Annotated in this window: 13 protein-coding genes; 5 read left to right on the top strand and 8 right to left on the bottom strand. The window is 52.3% G+C overall.

Annotated elements, in window-relative coordinates:
• Positions 1 to 83 precede the first annotated feature (83 nt).
• Positions 84 to 1,157, bottom strand: a complete 1,074-nt coding sequence (locus HMPREF2726_RS09770; protein WP_009311136.1) for an MBL fold metallo-hydrolase — start codon at positions 1,155 to 1,157, stop codon at positions 84 to 86.
• A gap of 79 nt (positions 1,158 to 1,236) precedes the next feature.
• On the bottom strand, positions 1,237 to 1,971 hold the full coding sequence (fnr, locus tag HMPREF2726_RS09775; protein WP_009311137.1) for a fumarate/nitrate reduction transcriptional regulator Fnr: 735 nt from the start codon (positions 1,969 to 1,971) through the stop codon (positions 1,237 to 1,239).
• Between the two features lie 143 nt (positions 1,972 to 2,114).
• Between fnr and hemN the strand changes: the two genes are divergently transcribed.
• The 4 genes from hemN to HMPREF2726_RS09795 all read left to right on the top strand — a co-directional run bounded on the left by hemN (position 2,115) and on the right by HMPREF2726_RS09795 (position 4,935).
• Entirely contained in the window at positions 2,115 to 3,536 is a 1,422-nt protein-coding gene (gene hemN, locus HMPREF2726_RS09780) for an oxygen-independent coproporphyrinogen III oxidase (protein ID WP_009311138.1), read from the top strand.
• Between the two features lie 129 nt (positions 3,537 to 3,665).
• Positions 3,666 to 3,998: a hypothetical protein gene (locus HMPREF2726_RS09785; RefSeq protein WP_070603207.1), complete on the top strand. Its 333-nt coding sequence runs from the start codon at positions 3,666 to 3,668 to the stop codon at positions 3,996 to 3,998.
• 235 nt (positions 3,999 to 4,233) lie between these two features.
• Positions 4,234 to 4,539 carry a glycerol transporter gene (locus tag HMPREF2726_RS09790; RefSeq protein ID WP_070603209.1) on the top strand — a complete coding sequence of 102 codons (306 nt, stop codon included), beginning with the start codon at positions 4,234 to 4,236 and terminating at the stop codon, positions 4,537 to 4,539.
• A gap of 132 nt (positions 4,540 to 4,671) precedes the next feature.
• Positions 4,672 to 4,935 (top strand): DUF1289 domain-containing protein, encoded by a 264-nt coding sequence (locus HMPREF2726_RS09795; RefSeq protein WP_009311140.1) that lies wholly within the window; start codon positions 4,672 to 4,674, stop codon positions 4,933 to 4,935.
• Positions 4,936 to 5,155: 220 nt separating this feature from the next.
• Here the strand turns inward: HMPREF2726_RS09795 and HMPREF2726_RS09800 are convergent, their stop codons facing one another.
• The 5 genes from HMPREF2726_RS09800 to HMPREF2726_RS09820 form a co-directional block, all read right to left on the bottom strand.
• Complete coding sequence (locus HMPREF2726_RS09800) at positions 5,156 to 6,493, bottom strand: sodium-dependent transporter (RefSeq protein WP_036492995.1); 1,338 nt, start codon at positions 6,491 to 6,493, stop codon at positions 5,156 to 5,158.
• Between the two features lie 362 nt (positions 6,494 to 6,855).
• Positions 6,856 to 9,408, bottom strand: a complete 2,553-nt coding sequence (locus tag HMPREF2726_RS09805) for a right-handed parallel beta-helix repeat-containing protein (RefSeq protein WP_070603211.1) — start codon at positions 9,406 to 9,408, stop codon at positions 6,856 to 6,858.
• 195 nt (positions 9,409 to 9,603) lie between these two features.
• The gene (locus HMPREF2726_RS09810) at positions 9,604 to 10,836 is read right to left on the bottom strand and encodes an MFS transporter (RefSeq protein ID WP_070603213.1); all 1,233 of its coding nucleotides are present in this window, start codon (positions 10,834 to 10,836) and stop codon (positions 9,604 to 9,606) included.
• Between the two features lie 157 nt (positions 10,837 to 10,993).
• Positions 10,994 to 11,620 carry an alpha-ketoglutarate-dependent dioxygenase AlkB family protein gene (locus HMPREF2726_RS09815; RefSeq protein ID WP_070603215.1) on the bottom strand — a complete coding sequence of 209 codons (627 nt, stop codon included), beginning with the start codon at positions 11,618 to 11,620 and terminating at the stop codon, positions 10,994 to 10,996.
• Positions 11,610 to 12,455, bottom strand: coding sequence for a bifunctional transcriptional activator/DNA repair enzyme AdaA (locus HMPREF2726_RS09820; protein ID WP_060975649.1), 846 nt, complete (start codon positions 12,453 to 12,455; stop codon positions 11,610 to 11,612). Before HMPREF2726_RS09820 ends, HMPREF2726_RS09815 begins: the two co-directional genes overlap by 11 nt.
• A gap of 171 nt (positions 12,456 to 12,626) precedes the next feature.
• On the opposite strand from HMPREF2726_RS09820, the gene HMPREF2726_RS09825 reads away from it, so the two are divergent.
• Positions 12,627 to 13,388 carry an SDR family oxidoreductase gene (locus tag HMPREF2726_RS09825; protein ID WP_070603217.1) on the top strand — a complete coding sequence of 254 codons (762 nt, stop codon included), beginning with the start codon at positions 12,627 to 12,629 and terminating at the stop codon, positions 13,386 to 13,388.
• Between the two features lie 15 nt (positions 13,389 to 13,403).
• Here the strand turns inward: HMPREF2726_RS09825 and HMPREF2726_RS09830 are convergent, their stop codons facing one another.
• Positions 13,404 to 13,979: an NAD(P)H-dependent oxidoreductase gene (locus HMPREF2726_RS09830; protein ID WP_070603218.1), complete on the bottom strand. Its 576-nt coding sequence runs from the start codon at positions 13,977 to 13,979 to the stop codon at positions 13,404 to 13,406.
• Positions 13,980 to 14,106: the final 127 nt, after the last annotated feature.

Here is a 14,106-nt window from a genome sequence, read left to right on the forward strand (position 1 = left end):
CCGTACTGGTTTAAAGTTAATCCACTATATTTATGACTTGATGGAACTTGCTGTATTTGTTTTCAGACGACCTTTAGGCAGCTTTATTGTAAAGGTTCGGCAAACCAGTCTTGCGTGGCGGTATTGGCATCAAAGACTTGTCCCATTAGCGGAGTCAACGGATTGACACCCAAGCTGCGTGCCAGCGGGATGCTTTGAAGCAGGGGTTCGTTCCAAGCGTGCAGTGCCATGGCGTAGGCGCCCCAGTGGATGGGCATGAAGCGTTTGGGGGCAAGCTGCGCGGCATAGCGGGCGGTTTGTTCGGGGAAGAGGTGATTGTTGGGCCAATGTTCGCTGTATTGCCCGTTTTCGATGAATGCGATGTCGAACCCGTTGAATTTTTCGGCGATTTTGTCGAAATGGCTGCCTTGTGCCGAGTCGCCGTGAAAATAGAATTTTTCGCCGCCGTGTTCGATGACGAAGCTGGACCACAGGGCTTGGTTGTGGTCGGTCAGGGTTCGGGATGAATCGTGACGGGCAGGTAGTGCGGTGTAGCGGATGCCGTTGCGTTCGGTACTTTGCCACCAATCGAGTTCGGTAATGCGCTCTTGCGGCACGCCCCATTTTTTCAGCAGTACGCCCATACCGAGTGAGACGACAAAGTGGCTGCTACCTTTTGAATTGAGTGCCTGCACGCTGTCTTTTTCGAGGTGATCATAGTGGCTGTGTGAAATCAGGATGACATCGACAGGCGGCAGTTCGTCGATTTCTGCGGGCGCAGGCTGGAAGCGTTTCATGGTGATGGGGATGGGGGAGACGGAATTGCCGAAAACGGGATCGGTAATGACGGTTTGCCCGCCGATCCGCATCAATAGGGTGGAATGTCCGAACCAGACGAAGCGGCTTTTCCCTTCGGGTGCGGCGAGGAAGGTTTGCCAATCGGGCTTGACGGTAGGCAGAGGTTTGGGCGGGCGCGTTGCCTGCGGGTCGGTCAGGATCTTCCAAAATGCGCCGGTCAGGCCGGTCGGTTTCTGCTGCGGTTCGGGGTTGAAGAAGGTTTGCGTTTTCGGGTCGTAATGGTCGCTTGCGGGGTAAACGGGATGTTGGTCGGGATAGAGCCAGTAGGTGAGCAGGGCGCAGGCAGCGGTCAAGGTAATGAGTTTTTTCTTGTGTTTCATAATTGGTTTTTATGAAGAAGGTCGTCTGAAAATTTTTCAGACGACCTTGGATTCTGTTTGAAAATAGTCTCGGTATCCATCAGATGGCGTGCGAACAGCCGGACACCATTTTTTTGAGGGCTTGCGAGTCGAGGATTTTGATGTGTTTGTGTTCGACCGAAATTAAGCCTTCGTGGTGGAATTTGGAGAGCGTGCGGCTGACGGTTTCGAGTTTCAGCCCCAAATAGCTGCCGATTTCTTCGCGCGACATCCGCAGAATGAAATCGTTGGCGGCAAATCCGCGCGAGTAAAGGCGTTGGGACAGGTTAAGCAAAAACGCCGCCAGACGTTCTTCGGCGCGCATATTGCCTAAAAGCAGCATCACGCCTTGGTCGCGCACGATTTCGCGGCTCATCAATCTGAAAAAATGACTTCTCAGGCTGGGGATGTTGTGTCCCAGCTCTTCGATGTGGGTGAAGGGCAGCTCACACACTTCGCTGTCTTCCAAAGCCACCGCGTCGCAGCTGTGGACATGGGAGCAAATGCCGTCCATGCCGATGAGTTCGCCGGACATAAAAAAGCCGGTAACCTGATCGCGACCGTCCTGGCTGGCAACCGTGGTTTTGAAAAAACCGGCACGGATGGCAAACAGCGACGCGAAAGGCTCACCGGTGCGGAACAGATATTCACCCTTCTTCAAGCGGCGGCTCTGTCGGATGACCGCGTCCAATTGTGCAAACTCATTGGGCAAAAGCCCGACAGGCAGGCAGAGTTCACGCAGCGAACAGGAAGAACACAGGGTTTTCATCTGATGCATAGCATTGTGTGTGGTCATAAAACACCCTTAAAATTAAGGTTTTTATCCTGTCATGATTACGTAAGTTATTGACACATATCAAGACAGGTTTATCATACTGTGGCATTCTACCAAACTATCCGAAAATTGCCTAACATCATTACTCTAATCACGCACACGCCATGAAAGTAATACCGATACAAAATAATCACAATAGAAACAATGACAAGCCTGAGTTCGACCGCGAACTCATCGCCAGCCTTCCTTCCAGCGGTCCGCGCTACACTTCCTACCCGACAGCCGACCGATTCCATGACGGATTTCGCGAAGCCGAATATATCAATGCCTTGAATCAGCGCGGTATGGGGGCTTTGAACAAGCCCCTTTCGCTTTATATCCACATCCCCTTCTGCAACACCATTTGTTACTACTGCGGCTGCAATAAAATCATCACCAAAGACAAAAGCCGCGCCGATGCCTACATCGAATACCTTGAAAAAGAAATGGAGCTGCTCGCCCCGCATCTGGGCGGACGGCATCAGCTCGCGCAACTGCACTTCGGCGGCGGTACGCCGACCTTTCTGAGCGACGACCAAATCGAACGCGTATTCCGCATGATACGCAAACATTTCCAACTTATCCCCGGCGGCGAATACTCCATCGAAATCGACCCGCGCAAAGTCAGCCGCGAAACCGTCCTCATGCTCGGCAAGCTCGGCTTCAACCGCATGAGCGTCGGTATTCAGGACTTTGACCCCAAAGTGCAGGCAGCAGTCAACCGCATCCAAAGCTACGACGAAACCAAAGAAGTCATCGATGCCGCCCGCGAAGCCGGATTCAAATCCGTCAGCGTCGATTTGATTTACGGTCTGCCGCACCAAACCGCCGAAAGCATTAAAACCACCATCGACACTGTCTTGTCGCTCGATCCCGACCGCCTTGCCCTTTATCACTACGCCCACCTGCCGCATATCTTCAAGCCGCAACGCCGCATCGATACCGAAGCCGTTCCCGGCAGCGAAGAAAAACTCGATATGCTGCAATACTGCGTTCAAACCCTGACCGAACGCGGTTACGTCTTCATCGGTATGGACCATTTCGCCAAACCCGATGACGAACTTTCCATCGCCCTCAAAGAAGGCTTCCTCCAGCGCAACTTCCAAGGCTACTCGACCTACGCGGACTGCGATTTGGTTGCCATCGGCGTATCCTCCATCGGCAAGATCGGCAGCACCTACTCCCAAAACGAACGCGACATCGATGCCTACTATGCTGCCCTCGATGCCGGACACCTGCCCATCATGCGCGGCTACCAGCTCAATCAGGACGACCTTTTGCGCCGCAATATCATCCAAGATTTGATGTGCCGCTTCGCCTTGGATTACCGAATCTACGAAAGCGTGTTCGGTATCCCGTTCGACCGCTATTTCAAAGACGAACTTGCCGACTTGGAACAACTCGCCTCCCTCGGACTCGTCCGCCTGAAACCGCACGGGATGACCGTTACCCCCAAAGGCCGCTTCCTGATACGCAACATCGCCATGGTGTTCGACTACCACCTGCGTCATAGGGAAACCAAAGCCCAATATTCGCAAACGGTGTAAAGAGGAATAACAAAGGTCGTCTGAAAATTTTCAGACGACCTTTGTTTTTATTTTCAAGACTTTCGGGTAACATCAAACCATATTTGCCGGTTTGCCGTGATTCAAGTCAATTTGTTCTAGATGCGCCCTATGATTACCGAACAGCAAAACGATATCCTCAGCATCAATCAAGTGCAGCTTCTCCTTGCTGAAAAACGCACGGCGCTTGCTGTCATGCGCACGGGTATTGCTGTTTTTGCGCTGCCGTTGTCTATTTTCAGCGCGCTGATTGCGACATCGAAATGGTATGAAGTTGTCGATGTCTGGCCTTTGCTTGCGTTGGTCAGCCTGATGAACATCAGCTTGATTGTTTTCTCGGTTTATCTGATTACCCGCTCGCTCCGTAGAATGCACCAATACGACCGAATGATTGCCGATATCAAATACAACAATCAGTTTTTGCGTAAACTGCTTGAGTCATAAAATCCAGACGGTTGGGGTAGGGCATAGGTCGTCTGAAAATCAAAATATAGAGGAATTTTAGTTATTTAGTATAGTGGATTAAAATAAAAATGAGACAAGGCGGCAACGCCCGCCGTGTACGGGTAGTACATAAGGGCGTTGGCAACGCCGTATCATTGCAATTTTAATCCACTATAAAACATGGCTCCCCCTCTATTTGAAGCGACACGATACCATCGCAGTATCAGGATATAAAATGAACATTAAACATAAAGAATGGATAAAAATCTTACTCTTCCCTCATTTAATAACGGCCGGTCTCTTAGGTCCGACAATAATTATTTTTTGGTTAGGTGGATTTGTCGGTCTCTACTCTGCTATAAACGTATTCAGTGAATTAGGTCGGCTGAAATATTATATTTGTATTGGACTTCCTTTGATTTTTGCGGTGCTTTCACTTGGGTTGTATTGGAAAAATCTGAGGATAGGGAAGATGCTGATTTCTTCTGCGATATATTTATGGTTTCTCTTAGGGTTTTTATGCCTAGGGTGGCAGATATAAACTTATTGAAATGACCAACTCACTTGGATATTGGTAGGAATCCTGCCGGATGCACTGATCGTGTTCAGACGGAAGCGAAAGCAGTCTGCAATTTTGGTTTGTCCGGTCTTTTGTCTCAAACGCTTTAAAAATATGGAACAACCTGATTTTTTTCCCATCCCCAGCCCCTGTATCGGCGTCTGTGAAGCCAATGCCAAAGGCTATTGCAAAGGCTGTCTGCGCAGCCGTGAAGAAAGGCTTTATTGGCAAAAAATGACCGATGATCAAAAGCATCAGGTCATGCGTCTTCTCGGTATGAGGAAAACCAAAATCCGCAACCGCCAGCTCGATGCCATGGCAGCGCCAGAAGTCGGTGTGGAGGCGCAAAGCGGGTTTTTGTTTGAGGATGAGGGATAAGGTGATGAAACATAAAAAGGACGGGTTTGCATTCCGTCCTTTTTTATTTGTCGAAAATATAGTGGATTAACTTTAAACCAGTACGGCGTTGCCTCGCCTTGGCTCAAAGAGACATTCTCTAAGGTGCTGAAGCACCAAGTGAATCGGTTTCTGTACTGTCTGTACTGTCTTGCGGTTTCATCGCCTTGTCCTGATTTAGTTAAGCCACTATAGTGGCAAATCAAATGATTTGAAGAGAATTGATGAAGACCACGATAATGGCAATCGGAGCGATGTAGCGCAACGCGCCCAGCCATAGATATAGAAGCGTTTTCGGTACGGTACTGCCCATGCCGGCATGGGTCAAAACGGATTGCCTGTCTTGAATCCAGCCGGTAAAGATAGAGATGCTTAATGCGCATAGCGGCATAATGATGGCAGTAATAATGTAGTCCCATAAATCAAAAATAGATTTATTGAAAATAAGCACATCGCTCCATACGCCGAAGGATAGGGCAGAAGGGATGCCGACAATAAAGATGGCAATGCCGATGGCCCAAGTGTGCCGGCTGCGTTTGCGTTCATCTTGGCGGATGGTTGCCGCAATGACGGTTTCCAGCATGGAAAACGCTGAAGTCAGCGTGGCAAAGACAACCAACATCATGAACACGGCAAACAGATAGTTGCCGGACGGAATTTTCATGAATACGGCAGGCAAGACCACGAAAATCAGACCGGGACCTTGGCTGGGCGTGGCGCCCAATGCGAATACCGCCGGAAAGATGACCAGGCCTGCCAGCAGCGATACCAACAGGTTCATCCACATAATGATATTGCCCGAGCGGAACATATCCTGATCTTTACCCAAATACGATGCGTAGGTGATCATTGCCGATACACCGATACTCAACGCAAAGAAAGCCTGACCCAGCGCGGTCAGCATCGTTTCCGATTTGATTTTCGACCAATCCGGTTTCAATAAAAAACTGACGCCTTCCATCGCGCCGGGCAAGGTCAGCGAGCGGATTGCCAAAACGATAAACAAAATAAACAAAGCAGGCATCAGATAGCGGTTTGCTTTTTCAATGCCGTCAGAGATTCCGCCTTTGACTACCCAAATGGTAATCAGCATGAACAGCCCTTGATAAAGAATCGAACTTGTCGGATTGGAAATTGTTTTTTCGAATAGGGCGCCAAAATCAACGTTCGGGGCAATTTCGCCGGTGAAGCTGTGTACGACATAATTCAAAACCCAGCCGCCGACTACGCTGTAAAACGACAATAAAATGAAGCACGCAGCCACACCGATCCTGCCGACCCAAGGCCAAAGCGAGCCGGGACGCAGGGTTTTGAACGAATCGATGGCGTTTTTACCGCCTGTGCGCCCGATATAAAACTCGGCAAGCTGTACCGGCAACGCCACGATAATCGTGAAGATGACAAACAGAAGGACAAAAATTGCCCCGCCGTTCGTACCGGCGGTATAAGGGAATTTCCAAATCGCACCCAAACCGATGGCAGAGCCTGCCGCGGCAAGGACGAAACCGATTTTGGAAGACCAAGAGGATGAATGACTCATAGCGGGATATGTTGAGAAATAAAATTGGCTGAATTGTAACAAAGCGTAGTCGGGGATAATACTGGATGGCGGACGCGGCGGAAAATAACGCATGGATGGTGCGTAGAACGATAAGCTTTTGGCGTGAATTTTTTAAATGGCTATGATTTGAGAAATGATTTAAATTAAAATGTGTAAAAAAAGATATTTTGTGCCAAAAATTGAGAGAGGTCGTCTGAAAACCGGTTCAGACGACCTCTTGTTTGTGCGGACAGCGTGAACATTTCAGCCTGACTTCGGCATACAGTTACATCAGCCTGATATCCTGCGAGGGTGTGGAATTCAGGATCAAACCACACGCCTCCTAAATTTCCATCAGGCCGCTATAAAATTGTCGGTTGCGTTACGGCATCGTAGTGCTGTACGTTTTCCGTATCGGCGGTGTAGCTAAAGCTGCCGACCCCGCTGTTGACCGTTTCAAACCTGCCGGTTTGACCGCTTGCCGACAGTTTGTCCAGCAGGGTTTCTACGGTAAATGTCCCTTCGTCCAATCGGAATTCTCCGACAGAAGCAGTGTTGCTGCCTTTGAGATATTGGTTGTCGATGGTGATTTTGCCGCCTGAGTTGGCAATGGTGATTTCCCAATCGATTGCCCCGCTTGCGTTGGTGCTTGCATTGATATGCAAATCTTTGACGGCGATGCCTTGTCCGAATTGGAGGGCGTTGTTGCCGTGATTGTCGGAAATGGTGTCGTGTCCCTCTCCGAAGCAGAAGACATAGGTATCATTCCCTGCGCCGCCATACAGGATATCGTCGTCTAAACCGCCAAACAGTAAGTCGTCGCCGGAGCCGCCATACAGTACGTCTTTGCCCGACTCGCCATAAAAGACATCGTTGTTTTCGCCGCCGAACAACGTATCATTGCCCGCCCCGCCATTGAGATGGTCGTCTCCGCCGTTGCCGAAAATCACATCGTTTCCCGAATCTCCATTGACGGTATCTCTGCCGTCGTCGCCTCGGACGATATCGTCGCCATCGCCGCCACTGATGAAGTTGGTTCCACCGCTGACGAATACGGTATCGTTGCCGCCGCCGGCATAAATGCTGTCATCGCCGCTTTTGCCGTCAATATGGTCTATGCCGTCTGTGCCTTTGATGCTGTCGTTGCCTGCCGTGCCTGTAATATAGGTCACGCTGACGGATTTGAAGCCGGCGGCTTCGTTGGCGTAATAGTAATTTTGATCGGGAATATTGCTGAGTTCCTGACGGGTAATGGAGGTAACTTTTTCCGGTTGATCAACAGCGGATGGATCAGAAACCATCGCATTTCCGATGATGTTGTTGCCGGATAGGGCGATGCCTTTGCCGTTTGAAATCGGCGATGTCTGAGTAATGGCTGTGTCGGACAGGTTGTTGGCAATGATGTTGTTTTCGACTTTGACGTTTTTGATTGCGCCATGCTCTTCTTCGAAGTCGATAGAGCCTTTTTCGCGTCCGTATGTGTCGGTTCGTGTGCCATTGCCGATTAACAGATTGTCCCGAACCGAAATACCTTTTTTGTTCAGGTCAAAATTGTGTCCTTGGAAAACGGTGTTGAGGCGTATGCCCGACCATGCGGTGTTGTCGCGAATCAGGTTGCCGGCTACTTCATGTCCGGCGCCGCCGAAGATTCCGATACCTGCCGCGCGCCAGCCGAGTTCGACGGTGTTGTTCAGGAAACGGTTGTTTTCGGCTACTTTGGATTCTGTTTGGTCTGCAATGCTCGACCATGTCGCCAGACCGTCGTCGCCGTTGCCTCGGATGTTGGAATTGATGACGGTCGAATGGCTGGTTCCCTGCGCAAAATTAATGCCGTCTGCGAGATTGTTCCTGATGAGGGCGTTGGAGACGGTCAGTCCGTCTGTGTAGTGCAGTGGGTGTTCATTGTCCACTTTGGCGTAATCGCCGGTCCAGATGCCTACTTCAAAATGCTCAATGGCGATGTCGTGGATGGACGAGCCTTTGCCCAAAGTGCCGGAAATGCCTTTGTAGTTGGCTTGTTGGTGGAAACGGGATGTCAAATTTGAATCCATCGACAGATTGCCGAAATCAATATTGTTGCTGCCATGTTCAAACACGATGCCGCCGCCTTTTTTCACTGTACCGTTTTCAAAAACGGGCGGTTCCTCGCTCGTGAAATGCAGTTTGGTATGCCACCTGCCGGCGCCGCCGATGCTGATTCCTTTAGGGGCATAGATGTGGAGCTGGTGGTCGAAATCAAACTGCCCTTCGGGAATGTAAACGGATTTTCCGGAGGTTTTTGCCGATTCGATTGCCTCCGTCAGGGCTTTCGAATCATCGATTCCGTCGTTTGCTTTTGCGCCGAAATCGGTAATGCTGACGCTGTTTGCGGGCTGTTTGATTGCGGCAGGGGCTTTTTCCAATTCAACGAAGTCGATACCGACCGGGGTGTTGCCTGATTGGTTGACGATGGTGACGGTGTCGCCGCTTTGGATGGATGTATTTTTCAACAGCGTACCCACTTCGTCGAACTGGAAGCGGGCGACACGGTCGGCAGCAGGCGTATCGTGGATTTTGATGTCTTCGCCTTTGTGGTGTTCATAATTTTCCAAATACTGCCAGTTGTGTTTTGATGATAAATCGAGGTTGGCTACGGGTTTGCCGTTTACTTGGATTTCAACTTTGCCGGTTGCCCCGTCGGGAACGGTATAGCGGAGGGTGGCGGCATCCGCATCCGCTTTTGCTGTAAACGAAACGGCGGCATTGGCCGGCAGGTCAACGTAAGACTGTTTGCTGGCTTCGTGGGCAGTGGAGTGTATGGAAGCGGCTTTTTTGACTGTTGCACCTGCTGAGAGTGTGCCTTGGTCGGCTTCATAAGTCGTGTATGCGGCTTTGGCACCGTAGCGGGAGAGATCGTGGGTAACAGTTTCTGACATTAATATGTTCCTTTTGAAATGATCTGTCATTTTGAACGGTAAAACATAATAGGCAATGCAACCGCTGAAAAGTTCTATGTCGATTTAAAAGGAAACGTCGTCTGAAAGGGGGGTATCGTTCAGAAGGGATGCAGATGATGTGTTCTGTTTTTATTCGGGAAACCGTTGCACTTCAAATACGAAGGTACGGGGTTTTCATGACGGCTCGTCTGAATCAAACAAGCCTCGGCACGCATACAGCAGCCCGCCCGCCAATACGGCCAGGCCCACCGCTGCCCAATACGCATCGGCATAGCCGACTGCCTTTGCCAGCCGTAGGGCGGCGAAACCGGCTGCGTAACTGCCGAGCAGAACCACGGAAAATTGCAGGCTGCTGTCGAGTGCGGCGGTGGCGCGGTCGGATTTGTCCATCACCAACGCCAGTATCACCGGCAGCAGCAGCGTGTAGCTCAGGCTCAGGGCGATGATTTGCGCGGGCGGCAGCCAAGGGTGGACGTGGGCGAGCGCGTCGATGGCGGTCATGGACGCTAAAAGCGGCAGTTGCAGCGCGTAGAGCAGGAACACGAGTTTGCGGCGCGGATAATTGCGCGAAAACCAGCCCGACAGTGGCGTCACAATCAGGCAGGCAACAGGAATACCCACCGCCAGAATCCCGCCCGTCTCCTTCGGGGTGAAGCCCAGATCCGCCAGCTTGGGCACAAAAGTCGCCGCCGCAAACGCATATGGCGCGGAAACGGCAAACAGCAAAACCAGCCACCGCCAGCCCGTTTCAGGCTGCTGCCAAAAGGAGACCAGCCGCGCCGCCAACGCCGTCAAACCGCCTTGCGCCGTCGGGCTGTCCGGCTCGCGGTAGCACAAGAGTTGCAGTAGCATCAGCAGGGTGAACGCCAGCATAAAGCCTGCCGCCGCCGTCTGGCCGTATTCCTGATACAGCCACAACACCAGCGCGCCGCCGATCATCTTGCCGCCGCGCGCCGCCATCGTCTGAATCACGCCTCCGAAACCGCGTTCGCGGTGCGGCAGAACGATGCACGACAAACCCAGCATCGCGCAGCCGTACACCGCCGACATTGCCGAGAGCAAAACGCAGCAGGCCAGAAGCAGCGCGAAGTTCTGCGTGATGTCGGTGCAGGCCATCAGCCCGAACACTGCCGAAAGCCCCAGCGTCGCCGCCAGCAGCCAGCCGCGAAACCGACCGAACCGCCCCGCCGGCCGCCGCTCCATCAGCGCGGCAAACAACACCTTCGCCGCTTCGATACCGCCGATTAAATGTATCCAGCTCAGTTGGTTCAGGCTGTAACCGTGGTTTTTCAAAATAGCGACCAGCGCGACCAGATAAAAACCGGTCAGCGTGAATTTGTAGGTGCTGCCGCCGATAAGCAGCAGCCAGTCGCGCGGGGCGGGGGATGTCGGGGTTTGTTGGGACATGGATGGCTCCCTATTGCGAGTGTACGCGAATGATGTGGGTGCGGTAGGTCGTCTGAAAAACGTTTCAGACGACCTACGGCTTTTCTGTTTTACATTTTCAAGCAGTTTTTCAGACGACTTTCGGGGGCTGTCTGAAATGGAAAAAAGCAGCCCCTTTTTATCCTTTCATCACCCGAAACGTCAGATTAATCCGCGGCTCTTGGATGCGGGTGCTTTTCAGGATGGTGTGCAGCCAGTGTTTCTGCGTTTCGCCATGCATCAAAATGAGCTGTCCGTGTTCCAGCCACATTTCGCGTTTTTCCTTGCTTTCCTTGTGTTTGAAGGCAAATTTGCGCGTTGCGCCGAGGCTGAGGGAGGCGATGGCACTGTCTTTGGCTAGACCTTGTCCTTCATCGCTGTGCCACGCCATGCCTTCGTTGCCGTTGTTGTAGCGGTTGAGCAGGCAGGAGTTGAAGCGGGTGGGGCAGATGTCGGTGATGGCGGCTTCCACGCGGTTTTTGAGTTCGGGCAAGACGCCATCCCACGGCAGGGCGATGCGGTTTGCGCCGGAATAACCGTAGTTGTAGGACGTGTCGCCGTACCACGCAACTTCGCGGGCAGTGATGATGTGCTTGCCGAATATCACGGCTTCGTCGTGCCGCCAGGGAATATCACGCTGCAAAATTTCAAAATAACGGTCGGCTTCGGCGACGGTGAAAATCCGTCCGAAATTGCTGACAATGCCGTCGTATGGCAGGAAGTTGGCGTGCGGGTTGGTGGTTTCTGGGAAGAGGTCAAGCGTCATCAGTGTCTCCCAATTCGTGCGCCAATATCGCCATTTTACGTCCGCGCTGCCAGCGGTAGCCGCCGATGATGCCGCTTTCTCTGATGACGCGGTGGCAGGGGATGAGTACGGCGACGGGGTTTTTGCCGATGGCGGTGCCGACGGCGCGTGCGGCTTTGGGCGAACCGGCGGCTTGTGCGACTGCGCCGTAGCTTTGCAGGCGGCCAGCCGGGATGGCAAGCAGCGCCTGCCAGACTTTGAGTTGGAACGGCGTGCCTTTGATGTGCAGGGTAACGCTGCCGCCGCAACGGTCGGACGGGCTGCCGAATGCTTTTGCGGCTTGGCGGTGGCTCTCGGTTTCCCGTTCAACCAGGCGGGCGTTCGGATACTCGGCGCGCAATTCGTCCAGGGCGGCGGAAGGGTCGTCTGAAAAACGCATGAAGCAGATGCCTTTGTCTGTTGCTGCTGCCAACAGGTCGCCGAAGGGGCCGGGAATCAGGCTGTAATTGATTTGCAGGCCTGCTCCGCCGTTTTTGTATTCACCCGGAGTCATTTTTTCGATGCCGACAAATAAGTCGTGCAGCCGCCCCGTGCCGCTCAGTCCGCCGCAATGCGCCGCTTCTGCCACGCTTTCGCTGTTTTTCAGGGCTTCTTTGGCACGGCTGATACTGATGTGTTGCAGCATTTTTTTCGGACTGATGCCCGCCCATGCGGAAAATTCGCGCTGCAAATGTTCGGGACTGATGTGCACTGCCGCCGCCACCTGCGCCAAATCGGGCTGCTCGGCGGCATGGTCGTAAAGGTATTCGATGGCGCGGGCAATGCGGAGGAATTGGCGGGTTTGATTTAAGTTCATAAATTATCCTGTCGTTGTATGGGATAGGATAGCCTGAAAGCCGACAAGAAACGACCCGATTGTTGATGGAAAGATTGTTTGTCTGTCTGAAATTCATCAATAATCGGGTCGTCTTTATATCGCGGCTTCCTTAAACTTGCATCGTCTTTAACCGCATATGTAAGGAACGTTATGTCAAGCTTATTGAATTTGAACAATAAAACCGCCGCCGTTATCGGCGCGTCGTCGGGTATCGGTCGCGCGGTTGCACTGCTGTTGGCGGAGCACGGCGCAAACGTTGTCTTATGTGCCCGCCGTGCCGATAAACTGGAGGAAACTGCAGCCCTGATTCGCTCGCGCGGCGGACAGGTTGTTGCTGTTGCAGGCGACGCGGTGCTGCCTGAAACGCATGAAGCCGTCGTTCGCACGGCAGAACGAGAGTTCGGTGGTCTAGATATTGCCGTCAACAATGCAGGCATTATCGGTGCATACAAACCCTTGGCGGAACTTTCGCCCGAAGAGTGGCGGGTAACGCTGGACGGTAACCTAACCGCTGCCTTTCTCGGCGCGCGCAGCCAAATTCCCCTTATGCTCGCACGCGGTGGTGGCGCGATTGTGTTCACGTCCAGCTTTGTCGGCACCAGTTGTGCCCTGCCTAACAAAACCGCCTACGGCTGCGCCAAAGCCGCACTTGCCGCTCTGGCAAAAGGCATTACCGCCGACTATGCAGCCCAAGGTATCCGAGCCAATGCCCTGCTTCCCGGCGGTACGGATACGGAAATGATGACTACCGACCCGCAGCAGCGAGCATGGGCGGAAGGGTTGCATGCGGTCAAACGCATCGCCCGACCCGAAGAAATTGCCGCCGCGATTTTGTTCCTTATTAGCCCGATGGGCAGTTTTGTAACGGGTACGGCGTTGTTTGTGGACGGCGGAAATTCGGCGGTGAAGTAAGAGATCGCCTGAAGATTACACGCTTCGGCTCAAATCTGCCAAAAACGCCTGCCGCTGTTCGGTGGTGGATTTGTCCATATTGCCGAAGTTGAGCCAACGGCGTTTAGCGATACCGATGCCTTTGAGTGTGTGCCCCACCATCGCTTTGCCGATGCCGTTGCCGCCAAACCATTTCAGATACCATGTGGGGGCGGTGGACGTGCTGATGACCAGTGCTTCTTTGATGTGGGATAGGTTGCCTTTCAAGCCTGTGGCGGTCGGGACGTAGGCGAATGTTTTCAGGAAAACTTTGTCTTCAAATCCTTTGACGATGGCGGGCATATCCGCCCACCAGATCGGAAAGATAAAAATCAGGCGGTTGGTGGTTTTTAAGAGTTCCTGATAATGTAAAACCAGCGGGTCAAGGGCTTTGCCTTGGTTGAACAGGGCAAGCTCTTCTTTTGTGTAGGCGGGATTGAAGCCGTCTGCGTATAAGTCGATCAGTCGGTATTTTTCGCCTTTTTCGTCCAATAGTTGCTGCACGCGCCGCAAAATACCGTGATTGAAGCTTTGATCGTAGGGATGGGCATAAATGATTGTGGTAAATGACATTTTTGTACTCCTGAAAGTCAGTTGCCGAGTGTTCCTATGCTATCAAACGAATGTCGGGTTGCTCAAATCTGTATCGGGCAGGCAAAGTTGGATGATATAGTGGATTAACTTTAAACCATTACGGCGT

Origin of the sequence: Neisseria sp. HMSC074B07 (genome assembly GCF_001810355.1) — a bacterium.
GTDB lineage: Bacteria > Pseudomonadota > Gammaproteobacteria > Burkholderiales > Neisseriaceae > Neisseria.

Excerpts from the sequence above, each read along its gene's own strand:
- HMPREF2726_RS09770 (WP_009311136.1), bottom strand. The coding sequence starts at position 1,157 with ATGAAACACAAGAAAAAACTCATTACCTTGACCGCTGCCTGCGCCCTG.
- fnr (WP_009311137.1), bottom strand. The coding sequence starts at position 1,971 with ATGACCACACACAATGCTATGCATCAGATGAAAACCCTGTGTTCTTCC.
- hemN (WP_009311138.1), top strand. The coding sequence starts at position 2,115 with ATGAAAGTAATACCGATACAAAATAATCACAATAGAAACAATGACAAG.
- HMPREF2726_RS09785 (WP_070603207.1), top strand. The coding sequence starts at position 3,666 with ATGATTACCGAACAGCAAAACGATATCCTCAGCATCAATCAAGTGCAG.
- HMPREF2726_RS09790 (WP_070603209.1), top strand. The coding sequence starts at position 4,234 with ATGAACATTAAACATAAAGAATGGATAAAAATCTTACTCTTCCCTCAT.
- HMPREF2726_RS09795 (WP_009311140.1), top strand. The coding sequence starts at position 4,672 with ATGGAACAACCTGATTTTTTTCCCATCCCCAGCCCCTGTATCGGCGTC.
- HMPREF2726_RS09800 (WP_036492995.1), bottom strand. The coding sequence starts at position 6,493 with ATGAGTCATTCATCCTCTTGGTCTTCCAAAATCGGTTTCGTCCTTGCC.
- HMPREF2726_RS09805 (WP_070603211.1), bottom strand. The coding sequence starts at position 9,408 with ATGTCAGAAACTGTTACCCACGATCTCTCCCGCTACGGTGCCAAAGCC.
- HMPREF2726_RS09810 (WP_070603213.1), bottom strand. The coding sequence starts at position 10,836 with ATGTCCCAACAAACCCCGACATCCCCCGCCCCGCGCGACTGGCTGCTG.
- HMPREF2726_RS09815 (WP_070603215.1), bottom strand. The coding sequence starts at position 11,620 with ATGACGCTTGACCTCTTCCCAGAAACCACCAACCCGCACGCCAACTTC.
- HMPREF2726_RS09820 (WP_060975649.1), bottom strand. The coding sequence starts at position 12,455 with ATGAACTTAAATCAAACCCGCCAATTCCTCCGCATTGCCCGCGCCATC.
- HMPREF2726_RS09825 (WP_070603217.1), top strand. The coding sequence starts at position 12,627 with ATGTCAAGCTTATTGAATTTGAACAATAAAACCGCCGCCGTTATCGGC.
- HMPREF2726_RS09830 (WP_070603218.1), bottom strand. The coding sequence starts at position 13,979 with ATGTCATTTACCACAATCATTTATGCCCATCCCTACGATCAAAGCTTC.